We start from the raw sequence: 16,813 nt of genomic DNA, 5'->3' as shown, positions 1-16,813 counted from the left end.
GTCCGGCGGGATCCTCCCGGCGGCCCCGGCGCCGACGCGGCCGCGCGCCGAGCGCTGGACCTCGGTCCGGTGGCCCGTCAGCCGGGCGGAACAGGCCCCGGTGGATCACCCCGGCAGCCCGCCCGGCGTCCGTGACATGTCCGCCGTCCTCGCCGTCCGCGCGCAGGGCGCGGATCTCCCGGCCGCCCATCAGGAATGGGCCGCCGGGGACGCGGACCGTGTTCTCACCGCTCAGGACTGCCCGCCGCAGCTGCCCTCGGCCTTCTGTCCGGTGCGGAAGAAGGAGATCGCCTTCTCGGCGCAGGGCGATGAGGGCAGGGAGGCGTGGCCGTCGTCCACAATGGTGAGCAGGGCGCCTCCGGTGGCGTCCCTGGCCTGTTCGGCCCAGACGTACGGCGTGACGTACTCGTAGAGGTGGCCGGACAGCTGGAGCGCGCTGCCGCCGTGCGCGGGCCTGGCGGCCGGGGCGTTCAGCGGCCACTTCGCGCACCAGGCGCTGAACTCCGTGCCTCCCGACAGGGGATCGGCCTTGCGGCGGGCCTCGCGGGCCGCCCACAGCTCCCCGAAACCGCGGCCGGCGGGGGCGGTGTTGCAGAACATCGCGTGGTACTGGGGTGTGTTGAAGCCGCTGCGCGGGCCGCCCAGCCCGGCGGAACGTATCGGCGCCGCCGGTTCGGACGCGGCCCCGCCCGCCCGGGGCGGCGTCGCGGACTTCGACGGCTTCGCGGACTTCGACGGCTCCGGGGACTTCGAGGGCGTCGGAGCCGCCGGGGGCGTACCGCCGCCGCGCACCGCGGCCAGGGCCTTCGCCGCGTGGTCCCACTCCTCCTGGGGGCGGTTGATCTGCTCGACCACCCAGTCCCCGTCCAGGCGCACCCCGCCGCCGGTGCGCGGCTTCCTCTCCAGATCACCGCGCAGCTCGCCCAGCCGCCCGCGGACCGTGGACTCGTCGCCCCCCAAGCCGTGTTCGGCGTCGCGCCCGGCCAGCCAGGCGACGAACGGCGGGGTGCTCTCCCCGCCGACCGCCTCCGTCTCGCGGTCCATCGTGGGCCAGTGGCGCGTGGGAGGCATCACCGAGTCCAGCCACATGCGTTCCGTGCGGCGGTCGAACAGGGCGCGGTAGGCCATGCCGATGGCGGTGCCGAAGGAGGCGCCGTAGAAGTTGATCTTCTCCGCCCCGAGCGCGACCCGGAGCCGGTCGATGTCGCGGGCCGCGTTCTCCGGGGTGATCTGCCGTACGAATGCCGGATCGATGGCCGCGCAGCGGTTGTTGAACTCGGCCTGCGTGTCGAAATCGGCCTTCTTGAAGTGCTTCTCCGGCGCCGTCGGCAGCGGTTCGACGCCCGGCCTGTCGTCGCAGACGAGGTGGTCGCTGTAGCCGGATCCCCGCAGGTCCAGCCCGATGAAGTCGTGTTCGGCGTTGAGGGCCGCGAGTCCGCGCCGCGTCATCGACATCGCGTCGCTGATGTTGGAGAACCCCGGCCCGCCCAGCACGGACACGACGGGCGACGCGCGGGTCGTCCCCTGTGCGGCCCTGACGCGGCTCACCGCGATCGTGATCGTCCGGCCCCGGGGCTTCGCGTAGTCCATCGGCACGGTCAGCTCGGCGCACTCGCTGCGGGTGTCGTTCTTGATCGGCCAGTCCGCCGCCGCGGTCGAGCAGAGCCGCCAGTCGAGCGCCGGCGCGGCGGAAGACCCGCCGTCCCGCGCCGTGGAAGGCCCGCCGTCCCGCGCGGCGGCGAGGCCGGTGCTCGCCTGCAGCCCGGCCAGCAGCATCGCGGATACGGTCAGGGCGCGCCGGCGCGCGAGCTTGGCCGGGGCGGACTGCCCAGTGCGGTGATCGGTCATCGGTGACACGAGAAGAAGCCTCCGTGCGAAGGGGGACGGCGGGACGGTCCACGGCGTCCGCGGACTTCCCCACCATGGCCGGGGCGCGCATCCGCCGCGCGCGGATACGGCGGCGTACGCCCATCCGTTGTGTATCGCCGCCGTAGCCGCGGCCGCCGTACGGTCAACCGGACCGCGACCGTCACCGCCTCACCGCCTCACCGCCTCACGGGCCGGAGGGCCCCGTCGCGCCCGGTCCCGCGCCGGGGATCCGGCGGTGGACGTCGTCCACCAGATTGCGCACGCCCCTGCGGAAGATCTCGGCCTGGTGCTCACCGAGAAAGGCGGTGTGTCCGAACACCTCCAGGACGACGAGGCCGTGCAGATGCCCCCAGGCGCTCAGCAGAAGCGTGGTCGCCGGGGGCGGCAGCGCTCCCAGGCCGTGGGCCGGCAGTTGTTCCAGATGCGCCCGCAGCGCGGGTGACAGCTCCGGTGCGTCGGCCGCCTCCAGCTGGGCGCGGGTGAACCCGCCGAACATCTCGCGCTGGAAGACGGCGCTGATCCGGATCATCGCCTGGGTGGTCGGCCCGCCGGCGGGCGCCGCGTACTGCCGCAGCGGTGTGCCGTAGAGGAGTTGGAACCGCTCGGGGTGGGTGACGGCCCATCGGCGGTACTCCTCGGCCGCGACCAGGACCCTCGGCGGGGCCGGTTCCGTCCGCGCCGCCGGGTCAGCCCGCACCGCCGGGTCTGCCCGCGTCAGGTCCGCCCGCGCCGCCGCGTCGACGGCGGCCTCCATGGCGTCGGCCGTGTCGTCGTACGCCTTGGCGATGAGCGCGGTGACGAGATCGGACCAGCTCGGAAAGTAGTGGTAGAGCCCCTGGACGGTCATCCCCAGGTCCCGGGCGACCGCGCGCATGGACAGGGCCGCCGGGCCGTTCTCGACGATGTGGCGCTCGGCGGCGTCCAGGATCTCCTGGGTCGCGGCCGCCCGGCGTCGCTCGCGCAGGGTGGGCCGGGTCTTCACATGTTCTTCCGCAGGCATACGACGACCTCACGACGGCGACCTCCGCCGCATCGGGCGGAAGTTATGGGCATGTCAGGAAAATCTAACACTGCCAAATTCTTCATCAGCCCGCTAGCTTCGGATCCGGCGGCGAGGACGGCGACAGCGGTCCGCCTCCGGCGCGGTGCGGGGCTCCCCCGGAGCCGCCGCCGGAGCAGTCCCCGCGCCCGCCGCCGCCCCGGCCGTTGCCCCCGACCACCGTCCCGCCCTGCTCCGGCCGATGCCCCCGTACCCCCGTACCACCCGTCCCCACCTCCGCCCGATGCCGCTCGCCGGGCTCTCACGACCAGTGCGCACAAGGGAGATCACGCGTGTTTGAACGCATAGCCGAACTGGTGATTCACCGGGCCCGGTCGATACTCGTCATCGCCGTCGTGGCCGTGGCCCTCATGGGCGTCGCGGGCGCCGGCGCGTTCGGCAAGCTGCTGGACGGCGGCTACGAGGACCCGGCCTCGGAGTCCACCCGGACGGGCGAGGTCATCGGCGAGAAGTTCGGCGGGGAGACCGACCTCGTCCTGCTGGTGCGCGCCGCCGGCGGCCGGATCGACGCCCCCGCCGCCGAGCGGGACGGCCGGGCCCTGGTGGCCGAGCTGAGAAAGGAGCGGCGGCTGGAGAACGTGGTCTCGTACTGGGACGCGGACAACCCCGGCCTCCGCTCCGAGGACGGCCGCGAAGCCCTCGTCCTCGCCCATGTGACGGGCGACGAGACGGAGCAGGGCGAGAACGCCAAGGCCGTCATCGAGACCTACACCGGAGCGTACGAGGACGGCCTGACGGTCCTGGCGGGCGGCGGCGCGGCGGTGGGCGACGAGATGGGCACGCAGGTGGGCGACGATCTCATCCTGGCCGAGGCCATCGCGGTGCCCCTGACCCTCGTACTCCTCCTGCTGGTCTTCGGCAGCGTGGTCGCGGCCCTGCTGCCGCTGGTGATCGGGCTGATCGCCGTCATGGGCACATTCGCCGAACTGTTCGTGCTCGGCAGCGTCACCGACGTCTCCGTCTTCGCGATCAATCTGACCACCGCGCTGGGCCTCGGCCTGGGCATCGACTACGCCCTGCTGATGGTCAGCCGGTTCCGCGAGCAGCTCGCGGCCGGGGAGACCGTGGAGGACGCCGTCCGGCGGACGGTGCACACCGCGGGCCGTACGGTCGCCTTCTCCGCCGCGACCGTGGCCGCCGCGCTCGCGGCGCTCCTGGTGTTCCCGCAGTACTTCCTGCGCTCCTTCGGATACGCCGGGATCGGCGTCGTCGCCATCGCCGCCGTCAGCACCCTGTTCGTCATGCCGGCCCTGTTCCTCGTCCTGGGGCACCGGGTCAACAGCGGCCGGCTGCCGTGGGCGAACCGGGGGCGCTCCGAGACCCGGGGGCGCGGGTGGGGGCGGCTGGCCCGCACCGTCATGCGGCGGCCGGCCCTCACCGCGCTGCCCGTGCTCGCGGTGCTGCTCCTCGCGGCGAGCCCGCTGCTGGGCGTCTCCTTCGGCACACCGGACGAACGCGTGCTGCCCGAGAACGCCCAGAGCCGCCAGGTCGCGACGGCGCTGGAGAAGAACTTCGACGGCAGCGACGACGCGGCCCTCCACATCGTCGTCGACACGCCCGTGGGCCCGGCCCCTCTGCGGTCCTACGCGGCCGCGCTGTCCGGGCTCCCCGGCGTCGCCCGCGTCGAGACCAGCGCCGGAACCCACACCGGCGGACGGTCCGCCGCGACCGGGCCCGTCAACGCCGCCCTGGGCCGCCCCGACGCCCAGCGGATCAATGTGGTGAGCGCCCTGCCGCCGAAGTCGGACGACGCCCAGCGCCTGGTCGAGAGGGTGCGGGCGGTCACTCCGCCCGACGGGGCGCGCGCCCTGGTGGGCGGAGTCGACGCCGTACTGGTCGACTCCAAGGACTCCATCGGCGACCGGCTCCCCCTCGCGGCCGGCCTGGTCGCCCTGACCACCTTCGTACTGCTCTTCCTCTTCACCGGAAGCGTCGTCCAGCCGCTGCGCGCGCTGCTGCTCAACCTGATCAGCCTGGGGGCCGCCCTCGGCGTCATGACCTGGATCTTCCAGGACGGGAACCTGTCCTCCCTGCTCGGATTCACCGCGCAGCCGATGAATGTGTCCATGACCGTGCTGTTGTTCTGCGTCGGCTTCGGCCTCTCGATGGACTACGAGGTGTTCGTCACCAGCCGGATCAAGGAACTCCACGATCTGGGCGCGGACGACGAGTCCGCCGTGGCCGACGGCCTCGGGCACACGGGACGCATCGTCAGCGCGGCGGCTCTGCTGCTCGCCGTCTCCTTCTTCGCCTTCGGCACGGCCGAACTCAGCTTCCTGCAGATGTTCGGGCTGGGCAGCGGGCTGGCCGTCCTCATCGACGCCGTCGCCGTACGCGGCGTCCTGGTCCCCGCCGCGATGCGTCTGCTCGGCCGCTCGGCCTGGTACGCGCCCCGGTTCCTGCGCGGGCTCCATGAGCGGTACGGGCTCAGCGAGTCCGGCCCCGCGCCCCGCCCCGCGACCGCGCCGGAGGCCGTCACCGGGGCGCCGTACGCGAAGGACTCGACCAGGGTCTGACCGTACGAGCACCGGTTCGGGCCGTGCCCGGCGCCGCCGAGACCGCCCGTCGCCGCCCGCCTCCGCCCGGGCGGAGGCGGGCTCGCGGCCGTTCCGCGCGCGACACCGCCCCGCCGCGCAACGGCCGCTAGGAGACCGTGAGGGTCCTGCGGGAGTCGTCCGCCGAGGCCGGCGAAGGCACTGCCACCTGGTGGTACGCCTCCCAGATCAGGGGCGGGAAGGCGCTGCCGCGCTCGGAGTCGGGGCCGCCGACGCCCTGCATGGGCAGCAGATGCGGCACATCGGGCTTGGTGCGGAACATCGTGACCGAGGTGCTCAGTTCCTCGGTCGCGCCGATGAACCAGGCCGATTTCATCCGGTCGTTCGGGCCCGTCGTGCCCGCCCAGGCCGGGAGACGGCCGCTCTGGCCCTTCTGCGGTCCGACGGTGCTCCAGCTCACCTGCCGGAGGGCCGCGCCGACGATCGAGGCGGTCTCGGAGCTCATCGCCCGCCGCTTCTCGGGCAGGTCGAAGCCCTCCACCGCGACGCCGTCCCGCTCGACCTTGGTCACCGAATAGGGCTCGGTGGCCCGGCCGTCGTTGACGAAGGTCGTGTAGGCGCTGGCCAGCCGGACGGCGCTGGGGGTGGAGGTGCCGATCGAGAAGGTCGGCTCCAGCTTGGCCATGCTCTCCTCGCGCAGTCCCGACGCGACGGCCAGATCCTTGACCTTCCTCAGCCCGAGCTTCTTGCCGGTCTCCACGAACGGGGTGTGGTCGGAGTCGACGAGGGACGAGTAGAGGTTCAGGGACGGGATCGGGGGCGTCTCGGCCGTCGGACTGGGCCGCAGCGGGTCCGATCCGGCCTCCTCGACGGAGCGTTCCCGGTCCTGGAGCCCCTCCTCCAGGGCGGCGGCGAACACGAAGGGCTTGAACGCCGAGGCCGCGGGCACGCCCGAGGTGTCCGCGTTGTTGCTGAAGTGCTCGATCGCGTCGGAGCCTCCGTAGACCGCGACGATCGCCCCGTCCCCGGGGCGCACCGAGGCGGCGCCGACCTGCACATGGCGGTCGCCCGGCCGCTTCTTCGGGTCCAGTCGGTCCGAGCGCACCTTCTCGACGGCCTTGGTCAGGGCGAGGACCTTGCCCTTCTCGAAGGTGGTGTGGACCCGGTAGCCGCCGCCGGCGAGATCCATGTCGGTCAGCCCGCTGCGGCTCTTGAGGTACTTGTTGGCGATGTCGACGAGATAGCCGATCTGCCCGGCCTGGCTGGTCGGCTTGACGGGGGGCTTGGGCTCGGGGAACTTCGTGTACTTCGCGCGCTCCCCGGTGCTCATCAGCCCCACCTGGACCTGCCGGTCCAGGATCCAGCTCCAGCGCTCCTCGGCCCGCCGGTGATTGGCGGCGCTGAGGGACGGGTCGTAGCTCTCCGCGCCCTTGAGCGTGGCGGCCAGCAGCGCGCCCTGGCTGGGGTCCAGTTCCTGGGCGGGGATGCCGAAGTACGCGTACGAGGCGGCCTGGACGCCGTACGCGTCCCGGCCGAACCACGAGGTGTTGAGATATCCCTCGAGGATCTCCGTCTTGGACTGCTGATTGCTGACCTTGAGCGCGAGGAACAGCTCCTTGACCTTGCGGTGGATGGTCTGGTCCTGGCTCAGATAGGTGTTCTTCACATACTGCTGGGTGATCGTGGAACCGCCCTGGGTCTCCTTGCCCTTGACGATGTTCATGGCCGCGCGGCCGATGCCGGTCAACGAGACGCCCGAGTCGTCGTAGAAGTCCGCGTTCTCCGCCGCGATCACGGCGCGCTGGACGGATTCGGGCACCTGGGCGAGTTTGACGTCCTGGCGGTTCACATCGCCCACGCTCACCATCCGGCTTCCGTCCGCCCAGTAGTAGACGGTGGCCTGGCGGCGTGCGGAGTCATGGGCGTTCGGGATGTCCACGTGGATGTAGACGGCCGTGAAGAGGCCGACGACGGTGGCGACGAAGAGCAGGAACGCACCGGAGACGAGCTTCCAGGAGGGCGTCCAGCGCCGCCAGCCCCGCAGGCCCCTTCTGGGGTAGTCGATACGGAGCCGGCGGATCTTCCGGGCGGCCCTCCTGCGGCTCTTCCTCGCTCTGCCCGGGGGACGGCGCGCGTGCTTCGAGCCCTCCGTCGGCTTCGGGCTTCCAGTGCGGTTCGCGCGGCGATGGCGGGGCAGCCTCATGCGGTATACGGACCTCCTCGATCACGAGCCGTCACTTCGACGCGGTGAAGGGCTCCGGCCGGGATGATGTTCAGACCACATGCACGGTTGGGTCGTTCACGAAATCTCCATATATGACGCGAGGCTCACTCCATCGCGCTCCCGCCCACCGGAAACCGGCCGACTCGCCCCGCCCACCGCGCCGTTCACGACCTCGACGCGCCGCACCGCCGCCCCTTCGGGATCGCCCCGGTCAGGGCTTGCGCGCCGTCAGGGCTTGCCCTCCGTTGGGGCTTTCGCTCCGTCAGGGCTTTCGCTCCGACGCCGGCGCGGGCAGCCCGTCGTACCACCCCTCGGCGATCAGCCAGAACCCGACCAGCGCGGCCACGAGCAGCGTCCCCCGCACCGCGGCGCCCGCCGGGGAGAGCCGCAGACCGCCCAGCCGCGGCGCCAGCCAGACGACGAGCGCGCTGACGGCCCCGGCCAGGACCGTCAGCGGCAGCTCCGTGTGGAGCACACTCCATTCCGGCCCGCTCTCGAACCCGGCCCGCGCCCGCGTCTCCGCGCCCGCCGCCCAGGCGAAGAGGCCGGCGAATCCGCCCGCCAAGGCGACCAGGCATCCGGTCACCGCTTCAGCTGATTGCCTCATGATCCGATTGTGGCACCAGGCGGCCCCGGGGCTCCAGCCGCGTCTCCCCGCCCGGTTCGCGGGGGACGGGGAGAAGGCGTGGCGGGGGCGGCCGGGCAGTCGGAGGTGGTCGCGGCGGCGACGGAGGCCGTGCCGGAGAACCGCTTCCCGTCCGTGCGTTCACTGGCCCGGGCCCGGTACGCGTCGGGGTGAGCGGGAGGACGGCGTACGGGCCGGTGGGGAGCGGCCCGGGCGGCACCGGGTGGTCGTTCGGCGGCGCGGGGGTCAGGCGGGCGCCGGCTCCTCGTCGGGGCGGCCGGGGGCGGGGGCGTCGGCGGGTTCGGGGCGGGTTTCGGGGAGGGCGGCGAAGCAGGCGGTGCTGAGGAGGGCGACGCCGCTGAGCCAGGCGGCCACGCCCCACGGCGGTCCGGTGCTGTCGGAGAGGGCGGTCGCCACGATGGGGGTGAGCGCCCCGCCGACCACACCGGCCAGGTTGTAGCCGACCGCGGCTCCCGTGCAGCGCACCCTGGGCTCGTACAGCTCGGGCAGATAGGCGGCGAGCACCGCGAACATGGCGACGAGCGCGATCAGCGCCACGATCGCGCCCAGGAACATCAGCAGCGGCTCCCCGGTGTCCAGCAGCGCGACGAAGGGGAACATCCACAGGCCCGCGAGGGCGCTGCCCGCCAGACACATCGGTCGGCGGCCGAAGCGGTCGCCGAGGAGCGCGGCGGGCGGGGTCAGTACGCCCATGACCGCCACCGCCGCGATCACCAGCACCAGCATGGTGGTCGGGCCGACGCCCAGCCGCTCCGTCCCGTACACCAGCGACCAGGTGGTCACCGCGTAGAAGACGGCGTAGCTGACCGAGAGGGCGCCCGCGGTCAGCAGCAGCAGACGCCAGTGGTCGCGGAGCACCTCGGTGACGGGGGCGCTCGCGCGGCCGCCGGTCTCGGCCAGTTCGCGGAACTGCGGGGTCTCGGCCAGCGAGGCGCGCAGCAGCAGGCCGCCCACGGTGAGGACGCCCGCGGCCCAGAAGGGCACCCGCCAGCCCCAGCTGAGGAACTGGGCGTCGCTGAGCACGGCGGTCAGCGTCAGCATCGTGCCGTTGGCCATCAGAAAGCCGAGCGGCGGCCCCATCTGGGGAAAGCTGCCCCACAGGGCGCGCCGCCCGGCCGGGGCGTGCTCTGCGGTGAGGAGCACGGCTCCGCCCCACTCGCCGCCGAGTCCGAGGCCCTGGAGGAACCTGAGCAGCAGGAGCAGTACAGGCGCGGCCGTGCCGATGGAGGAGTACACCGGCAGACAGCCCACGGCGGCGGTGGCGAGTCCGGTCGTCAGCAGGGAGGCGACCAGCACCGGACGCCGTCCGTGGCGGTCGCCGATATGGCCGAAGAGCACGGATCCGAGCGGGCGGGCGATGAATCCGATCGCGAAGGTGCCGAAGGCGGCCAGCGTTCCGGTGAGCGGGGAGAGGGTGGGGAAGAACAGCGGCCCCAGGACGAGCGCGGCGGCGGTGCCGTAGACGAAGAAGTCGTAGAACTCGATGGCGGTCCCGGCGAGCGAGGCCGACGCGATCCGCAGCATCGACGGACCGCCGCTTCCGCCGGGCCCGGGTGACGCGGCGCTGTGTGCAGACATACCGGCTCAACCAGCCTTGTGGAGAAGGGGTTACGCCCGCGGCCGCGGCTCCGGGCATATGCGCGGCCGAGCGGCGACCGTCGAGCGCCGACCGTCGGCTGACGGTCCCGACTCCCCCGGCGCCGGCGATCGGCGCTCGCGCGGCTCGGTGCGCGGGAGGCCCGCCGCGCGGCACCGCCTCCCGGCGCCGCCGCGCGCCCGGCGCGATCCGGGAAGCCCTCCGGGCGGCCGGGCCCGATCGGCGTCCCCGGACCCGGCGGCCCGCGTGACGCGGCGACTCGGCGGCGTCCCGGCCCCGGTGTGACGAGGGCGAGGTGTCCGAGACGGCTCGTGGCTGTTTCCATCGTCGGGGTCGGCCCACCGCCGCCCTCCGATCCATCGACCCGACCCGACCTGCCTCGATCCGATCCGACCCGACCCGACCCGACCCGCAAGGAGCAACGCACCGTGGCGACTTCACCCGCCCCCACCGCCTCCGCCGACTCTTCCCCGCCCGGCCGTTCCGTGCTGCGCGACACGGCCTTTCTGCGTCTGTGGGCCGGTACGACGGCCTCCGGACTGGCCACCTGGTCGCTGCCCTTCGTCCTGGGCCTCGCCGTGCTGCACCAGGACCTCTCGGCGAGCGGTCTCGGCCTGGTCCTCGCCGGGCGGACGGTGGGCTTCCTGGCGGCGGTGGCGGTCGGCGGGGTGCTCGCCGACCGCCATTCCCGCAGGACCGTGGTCCTGCTGTCCGCCCTGATCGCGGCGGCCGCCTCCCCGCTGCTGGCCGCCGGCCTCGGCCGCTCGCTCACCCTGATGACCGTCGGCGCGGTGCTCGCGGGGGCCGGCCAGGGCGCCTGCCGGCCCGCCTTCCAGGCGCTCACCGCCGATGTGGTCGCGCCGGAGAACAGACAGCGGGCCAACGCCGCCATGACCCTGGCGGTACGGGTCACGACGCTGGCCGGGCCCGCGCTGACCGCGCTGCTCGCCGCCTTCACCGACGTCCGGACGCTGCTGTGGGGCATCGGTCTGCTCTGGGCGGTCGCCGCGTTCGTGCCCGGGAAGTCGGAACGGGCGGCGGGCGCGGCGTCCGCGAGCGGACAACGGGCCTCGTTCCGGCGCGAGTTCATGGAGGGGATAGCGGAGGCCCGCCGCCACCCCTGGTTCGTCGCCGGACTCGCCGCGCTCACCACGGTCGTCGCCCTCGGATACTCCGCGACCAGCGTCGCCCTGCCCCTGATCAGCCGGGATCGCTACGGTACGGAATGGGTGCTGGCCGCGGCGGTGACCGCGTACACGCTGGGCGCGCTCGGAGGCGCGCTCGTGATCGCCGGGTGGCGGCCCCGGGCGCAGGGGTGGGTCGCGCTCGCCGGGCTCGCCGCGTACGGCTTCGCCCCGCTCAGCCTCATGCTGCCCGTGCATCCCGCCGTGGTGATCGCCGCGTATGTGGTGGCGGGCGTCGGGATCGAGCTGTTCAACGTGCCCTGGTTCACGGCGACCCAGCGCGAGGTCGCGCCGGACCGGCTGGCCCGGGTCTCCTCGCTCGACTTCCTCCTGTCGTACGGCCTCGCGCCCCTCGGGCTCGCGCTCATCGCCCCGGCCATGGACGCTTTCGGCGTCACCGCCGTCCTCGCGACCTGCGCGCTCGCCTGCTTCCTCGCCCCGGCCGCCGCCGCCCTGACGCCCAGCTCACGGCGGTTCGCCCGCGCGCCCTCCGAGACCGGCTGAACCGCGTACCGGGTACCTGGTACGGGTACGGGTACGCGCCGACGGGCTTCGCCGGGCGGGTCGTGCCCGCGCCCGGCCGCCGTACCGGCCACCGCCCCGGCCCGGTGCTCAGCCTCGGCGGAACGCCCCCGCGAGCCCGCACAGCGCACGCGTCGCCGCCGCGAGGTCGTCGGCGGTTGCGGCCAGCGCCTCCCGCAGCGGGCGCGGGCGGCGGCCCACCGCGACGACGGCCGCGGCGTGGTGCGCGTACAGCTCACCGGCCTCGGCGGTGACCGTGCCGCCGAGCAGGGCGCACGGGACGCCGGCCCGCCGGGCGGCGGTCAGCACCGCGTGGGGCGTCTTGCCCTCCGCCGTGCTCCGGTCGATGCGCCCTTCCCCGGAGAGACAGAGATCGGCGTCGGCCAGCCGGGCGGCGAAGCCGGTCAGTTCGAGGATCAGCTCCGCCCCGGAGACCGGCGCCCGGGTCCCGAGCGCGGAGAGCGCGGCCCCGAGACCGCCCGCCGCGCCCGCGCCCCGGACCTGCGCCGCGTCGCCGAGGAACGGTGCGAAACGGCGCAGCCCCTCGTCCAGCCGGGCCGCCGCCGCCGCGTCGGCCCCCTTCTGGGGGCCGTAGAGGAACGCGGCCCCGTCGGGCCCGTACAGCGGGCTGCGGACGTCGGCCGCGACGACCAGTTCGACGCCTCGCAGCGCCCGGCGGGCGGGTTCGAGGTCGGCCCGGACGACGCGCGGGAGGTCCGCGCCGCCGCCCGCGAGCGGGTTCCCGGCCCCGTCGAGGAGTTCCGCGCCGAGCCCGGTGAGCAGTCCGGCGCCCGCGTCCACCGTGGCGGTGCCGCCGAGGAAGACCACGATCCGGCGGGCGCCTCCGGCGACGGCGGCCAGGACGGGCGCGGCGAGTCCCGCGCTGGAGGCACGCAGCGGGTCGCGGTCGGGCTCGGGGAGCGCGGCCAGGCCGATGACGTCGGCGGCCTCGACGAGCGCGGTCCGGTCGGGCAGCCGGCCGATCCGGGTACGCAGCGGGCGGCCCAGCGGATCGATCGCGTCCACCGGTTCCACGGTGCCTCGGCCGTCGGCGACGACCGCGTCCAGGGAGCCTTCGCCGCCGTCGGCGAGGGGGTGTACGAGGGCGTCCCAGCCCGCCTGCCCGGCTCCGGCGGCCATGGCCTCGGCCGCCCGGCGCGCCGTGAGGGCGTCACGGAACTTGTCCGGGGCGCACAGCACGCGGGGCGGGGTGTTCGTGTTCACGGGTCCGATTCTTCCACCGGGCGGGCGGCGGAGGGCGGTCCCGCCGACCCCGGGGGCGGCCCTGCCGACCCAGTTGGCAATGGTTTTCATGTTCGCCTATAGTCCACTGTCACACCCACCACCCCAGGAGCCCCCATGGCCGTCCCCAAACGGAAGATGTCCCGCAGCAACACCCGCCACCGCCGCGCGCGGTGGAAGGCGACCGCGCCCCAGCTCGTCCCCGTCACCGTGGACGGGTCCTCCTATCTGGTCCCGCGCCGGCTGGCCAAGGCGTACGAGCGCGGGCTTCTGCGCCCCGAGTGACCCCGCCCGGCGGCCCTCCTGGCGGGGTCACCCGGTGAAGGGGCGGATCCGGCCGCCGTCCAGCGTCACGATCCGGTCGGCGGCGGCGAGGCCCGCCCGCTCATGGGTGATCAGGAGCGTGGTGCGCCCGCGGGTGGCGTCCAGGACGTCGGCGAGGACGGCCGCCGCGGTGTCCGGATCGAGGCCCTCGGTCGGTTCGTCCAGGACGAGGACCGGCGGGTCGGCGAGCAGCGCGCGGGCCAGGAGGAGCCGTTGCCGCTGACCGCCCGAGATCGCGGAGCCGCCGTCGCCGAGAAGGGTGTCCCAGCGGTGGGGCAGCGACTCGATCCACTCCAGGAGCCGGGCCCGGCCGGCCGCGGCCCGCAGCTCGGCGTCCGTGGCGTCGGGCCGGGCCAGCAGCAGGTTGGCGCGGATCGTGGCGTGGAAGACATGGGCGTCCTCGGTCATCCCGGTGATGGCCCGGCGGACGTCGGCGCCCGCGCAGTCGCGCAGCTCGCGTCCGCCGACGCGGATGCTTCCGGCCTCGTACGGCACGAATCGCATGAGCGCCGCGATCAGGGTCGACTTCCCGGAGCCGCTCGCTCCGAGGAGGGCGACGCGCCCGCCGGGCGGCAGCCGCAGCGTCACCCCGTCGAGTGCCGCGGGGCCGTCGGGACGATGGCGGACCCGCAGGCCGGTGATCTCCACGCCGAGCGGCCCGTCGGTGCGGAGCGGGGCCGGGGCCGCCGGTTCGGCGACCGGGCGCGGTGTGTCGAGGAGGTCGGCGAGCCGCCGGGCGGAGGCGCGCACCTCGGCGAGGCGGCGGGCGGCCGCGGGCAGCGGCGCGAGGGCCTCGAACGAGACCAGCGCCAGGATCGCGAGCACGGTGAGGTGTACGGCGGGGAGCGCGCCGGCGGCGTGCGAGCGCAGCGCGAGCCAGGTGACGCCGACGGTCGCGGCGCACTGGAGCAGCAGCACCGCCGCGGAGGCGAGCGAGGCGGTCAGGGCCGCCCGGCGCTCCAGCGCGGCGATCCGGGCGGAGGCGCGGCGGGCCCGCTCCTCGACGCGGCCCCGGGCTCCGTACGCGGCGAGGTCCGCCGCCCCCTCGGTCATGTCCAGCGCGAGCGCGGCGAGTTCGGCGCGCGCCGTCCGTCCCGCGCGGGCCGTACGGCGGGAGAGCGCGAGCACCAGCGCGGGTACGAGGAGTCCCGCCACGGCGAGGAGCGGCCCGAGCAGCAGACCCGCCTGCGGCAGCAGCGCGGTGGCCGTGCCCACGGCGGCGGCGGAGACCGCGCAGGCGGCCGTCGCCGGGATCAGCACCCGTAGCAGCAGGTCCTGGGCGGCGTCGACGTCGTCGACGAGACGGGTCAGCAGATCGCCGCCGCGAAAGGCCGGGACGCCCGCCGGGGCGAGCGGCACCAGCGCCTCGTACACCTGGCCGCGGAAGCCCGCGACGGCCCGCAGCGCGCTGTCGTGGCCGAGCAGCCGGTCGGTGTAGCGCAGGACTCCGCGCCCGAGGGCGAGGGCGCGTACGGCGACGATCGCGAGGCTCACCGAGGCGAGCGGGGGCTGTTCGGCGGCGCGGGCGATCAGCCAGGCGGCGGTCGTCATCAGCGCGGCGGCGGCCAGTTCGCTCCCCGCCGAGGCGAGCGCGGCGGGCAGGAGCCGCCGCCAGTACGGAAGGAGCCGGCGCAGCAGCCGGAGGGTGGGGCGGGGGCCGGGGGCGCTCATGAGGCCGTCCGCCCCTGGCCGGACGCCGGTTCGAGGAGGGCGAGGCGGCCCGCTCGTACCGTGACGATCCGGTCGGCGTACGGCAGCAGTCCGGTGCGGTGGGCGACCACGACCGAGGTGCGGCCGCGCATGAGACGGACGGTGGCGCGGGTGACGGCGGCCTCGCTCTCGGGGTCGAGGTGGGCGGTCGGTTCGTCGAGCAGCAGCACGGGCGCGTCCAGGAGGAACGCGCGGGCCAGCGCGATCCGCTGGCGCTGGCCGGCGGAGAGCCCCGCGCCGTGCTCGCCGAGCGGGGTGTCGTACGCCCGGGGCAGCGCCCGGACGAAGTCGTCGGCGAAGGCGGCGCGGGCCGCCCGGCGCACCTCGGCCTCGCTCGCGCCGGGGCGGCCGAGGCGGATGTTGTCCGCGACGGACGCGGCGAACAGGTGCGGGCGCTGGGGCACCCACGCGACCTGGGCGCGCCAGGCCTCGGCGTCGACGCCCCCGAGGTCGCACCCGCCGGCCCGGACGCGGCCCGACGTGGGCGCCACCAGGCCGAGAAGCAGCGCCAGCAGGGTGGATTTGCCCGCGCCGCTCGGGCCGACCAGGGCGAGGTGTTCGCCGGGGCGGACGGAGAGCGAGACGTCGCGGAGCGCGGGCACCGCCCGGCCCGGATACCGGACCGTGACGGCGTGCAGCCGCAGATGGGCGGTACGGGCGTCGGGCACGGGGGCGCGTACGGAGGTGGAGGTGGGTACGGAGGTGGAGGTGGATGCGGGGGTGCGGGCGGTGGGGCGGTCGGCGGGCGGGGGCGCGTCGGCGGCGGGGGCGCGGTGACCGGGGCGGTCGGGGCCGACCGCTCGGCCGGGGCGGTCGGCGCTCGCCGGGCCGTCGGCGTCCGTGGCGGGGTCGGGGCGGTCGGCGTCACCGGCCCGGCCGGGACGGACAGGGCGGTCCGCGTCTCCCAGGCGCTCGGGGCGCTCGGGACGGTCGGTGCTCAGGCGCGCGATGCGGTCGCCGCGCTCGGCGGGTGCCGGTCCGTCCGGGCGGTCCAGGATCGCGAAGACCCGTTCGGCCACCGTGATGCCCTCGGCGCTGTCGTGGAAGGCCGCGCCCAGCGCCCGCAGCGGCAGATACGCCTCGGGGGCCAGGAACAGCACGATCAGGGCCGTCCGCAGATCCGTCCCGCCGCCGAGCAGCCGCAGCCCCATGGGGACGGCCACCAGCGCGACGGAGAAGGTGGCGACCGTCTCCAGGACGAGAGAGGAGAGGAACGCCACCCGCAGCGTCCGCACGGTGGCCCGGCGATGGGCCTCGGCCATCTCGCGCACCACGCGGGTCTGGTGCCGCTCGCGGCCGAACGCGCGCAGCGTCGGCAGCCCGGCGACCACGTCCAGGAAGTGGCCGCCCAGCCGCGCCAGCGACCGCCATTGGCGGGCGGTGCGCCGGGCCGTGTGCATGCCCACCAGCGCGCCGAAGACCGGGATCAGCGGGAGGGTGACGACGACGATCAGCGCGGAGGTCCAGTCGGTCCACCACAGCCAGACGACGACCGTGAGGGGCGCCGTCGCGGCGGCGGCCTTCGCGGGCAGATGGCCGACGACATACGGGTCCAGTGCGTCGAGACCCCGGGTGAGCAGCGTGGCCGTCTCGCCGTGGCGGCCGCCCGCGAGGCGCAGCGGGTCGGCGTGCCGCAGCCGGCCGGTGAGCCGGTCGCGCAGCGCGCGCTTGGCGTCGGCTGCGGCGCGCTGGGCGAGCGCGCCCCGCGCCCAGGTGAGCAGCGCGCGCAGGGCCATGACGGCCCCGAGCGCGACCAGGGGCGCGATCGGGAACGTACGCCCCGCGAAGCCGTCCGCGAGGACCGTCGCCAGCAGGCCGGCCTGGATCACGACGAGCACCGCGCCCAGCAACGCCAGCGTGGCGGAGTACGTCATATGCCTTCGCAGCAGGGGCAGTTCGCGGATCAGACGGCGTTCGACCGGTTTCATTCCGGGCCTCTC

11 protein-coding genes are annotated in these 16,813 nt (G+C 74.9%); 3 read left to right on the top strand and 8 right to left on the bottom strand.

What is annotated here, in order from left to right; all coding sequences use genetic code 11:
* Positions 1 to 231: 231 nt before the first annotated feature.
* Positions 232 to 1,848, bottom strand: a complete 1,617-nt coding sequence (locus ACF089_RS16770; RefSeq protein WP_392026741.1) for an alpha/beta fold hydrolase — start codon at positions 1,846 to 1,848, stop codon at positions 232 to 234.
* A gap of 205 nt (positions 1,849 to 2,053) precedes the next feature.
* Positions 2,054 to 2,869: a TetR/AcrR family transcriptional regulator gene (locus tag ACF089_RS16765; RefSeq protein WP_392026739.1), complete on the bottom strand. Its 816-nt coding sequence runs from the start codon at positions 2,867 to 2,869 to the stop codon at positions 2,054 to 2,056.
* Positions 2,870 to 3,201: 332 nt separating this feature from the next.
* On the opposite strand from ACF089_RS16765, the gene ACF089_RS16760 reads away from it, so the two are divergent.
* Complete coding sequence (locus ACF089_RS16760; protein ID WP_392026738.1) at positions 3,202 to 5,445, top strand: MMPL family transporter; 2,244 nt, start codon at positions 3,202 to 3,204, stop codon at positions 5,443 to 5,445.
* A 127-nt stretch (positions 5,446 to 5,572) separates the two neighbouring features.
* Here the strand turns inward: ACF089_RS16760 and ACF089_RS16755 are convergent, their stop codons facing one another.
* From ACF089_RS16755 to ACF089_RS16745, 3 genes are all read right to left on the bottom strand, one after another.
* Positions 5,573 to 7,627: a transglycosylase domain-containing protein gene (locus ACF089_RS16755; RefSeq protein ID WP_392026736.1), complete on the bottom strand. Its 2,055-nt coding sequence runs from the start codon at positions 7,625 to 7,627 to the stop codon at positions 5,573 to 5,575.
* A gap of 283 nt (positions 7,628 to 7,910) precedes the next feature.
* Positions 7,911 to 8,255, bottom strand: coding sequence for a hypothetical protein (locus tag ACF089_RS16750; RefSeq protein WP_392026734.1), 345 nt, complete (start codon positions 8,253 to 8,255; stop codon positions 7,911 to 7,913).
* 264 nt (positions 8,256 to 8,519) lie between these two features.
* Entirely contained in the window at positions 8,520 to 9,818 is a 1,299-nt protein-coding gene (locus ACF089_RS16745; protein WP_392027193.1) for an MFS transporter, read from the bottom strand.
* Between the two features lie 501 nt (positions 9,819 to 10,319).
* On the opposite strand from ACF089_RS16745, the gene ACF089_RS16740 reads away from it, so the two are divergent.
* Complete coding sequence (locus tag ACF089_RS16740) at positions 10,320 to 11,579, top strand: MFS transporter (RefSeq protein WP_392026732.1); 1,260 nt, start codon at positions 10,320 to 10,322, stop codon at positions 11,577 to 11,579.
* A 108-nt stretch (positions 11,580 to 11,687) separates the two neighbouring features.
* Here ACF089_RS16740 and ACF089_RS16735 read toward each other — a convergent pair whose 3' ends face one another.
* Positions 11,688 to 12,821 (bottom strand): glycerate kinase, encoded by a 1,134-nt coding sequence (locus tag ACF089_RS16735; protein WP_392026731.1) that lies wholly within the window; start codon positions 12,819 to 12,821, stop codon positions 11,688 to 11,690.
* Positions 12,822 to 12,956: 135 nt separating this feature from the next.
* On the opposite strand from ACF089_RS16735, the gene rpmF reads away from it, so the two are divergent.
* Entirely contained in the window at positions 12,957 to 13,124 is a 168-nt protein-coding gene (gene rpmF, locus ACF089_RS16730) for a 50S ribosomal protein L32 (RefSeq protein WP_392026729.1), read from the top strand.
* Between the two features lie 27 nt (positions 13,125 to 13,151).
* Here the strand turns inward: rpmF and cydC are convergent, their stop codons facing one another.
* Together cydC and ACF089_RS16720 are read right to left on the bottom strand one after the other, a co-directional pair.
* Complete coding sequence (cydC, locus tag ACF089_RS16725) at positions 13,152 to 14,834, bottom strand: thiol reductant ABC exporter subunit CydC (protein ID WP_392026727.1); 1,683 nt, start codon at positions 14,832 to 14,834, stop codon at positions 13,152 to 13,154.
* Positions 14,831 to 16,801, bottom strand: coding sequence for an ABC transporter ATP-binding protein/permease (locus tag ACF089_RS16720; RefSeq protein WP_392026725.1), 1,971 nt, complete (start codon positions 16,799 to 16,801; stop codon positions 14,831 to 14,833). The genes cydC and ACF089_RS16720 overlap by 4 nt, the downstream gene beginning before the upstream one ends.
* Positions 16,802 to 16,813: the final 12 nt, after the last annotated feature.

Source organism: Streptomyces sp. NPDC014894 (assembly GCF_043080985.1).
Classification (GTDB): Bacteria; Actinomycetota; Actinomycetes; order Streptomycetales; family Streptomycetaceae; genus Streptomyces.
Note: the sequence above shows the minus strand (reverse complement) of the source record. Positions and strands in the feature narration are given on the sequence as shown.

Bases quoted from the DNA above. Each gene is read 5' to 3' on its own strand.
- ACF089_RS16770 (WP_392026741.1), bottom strand. From the start codon at position 1,848: ATGACCGATCACCGCACTGGGCAGTCCGCCCCGGCCAAGCTCGCGCGC.
- ACF089_RS16750 (WP_392026734.1), bottom strand. From the start codon at position 8,255: ATGAGGCAATCAGCTGAAGCGGTGACCGGATGCCTGGTCGCCTTGGCG.
- cydC (WP_392026727.1), bottom strand. From the start codon at position 14,834: ATGAGCGCCCCCGGCCCCCGCCCCACCCTCCGGCTGCTGCGCCGGCTC.
- ACF089_RS16765 (WP_392026739.1), bottom strand. From the start codon at position 2,869: ATGCCTGCGGAAGAACATGTGAAGACCCGGCCCACCCTGCGCGAGCGA.
- ACF089_RS16745 (WP_392027193.1), bottom strand. From the start codon at position 9,818: ATGCTGCGGATCGCGTCGGCCTCGCTCGCCGGGACCGCCATCGAGTTC.
- ACF089_RS16755 (WP_392026736.1), bottom strand. From the start codon at position 7,627: ATGAGGCTGCCCCGCCATCGCCGCGCGAACCGCACTGGAAGCCCGAAG.
- ACF089_RS16720 (WP_392026725.1), bottom strand. From the start codon at position 16,801: ATGAAACCGGTCGAACGCCGTCTGATCCGCGAACTGCCCCTGCTGCGA.
- rpmF (WP_392026729.1), top strand. From the start codon at position 12,957: ATGGCCGTCCCCAAACGGAAGATGTCCCGCAGCAACACCCGCCACCGC.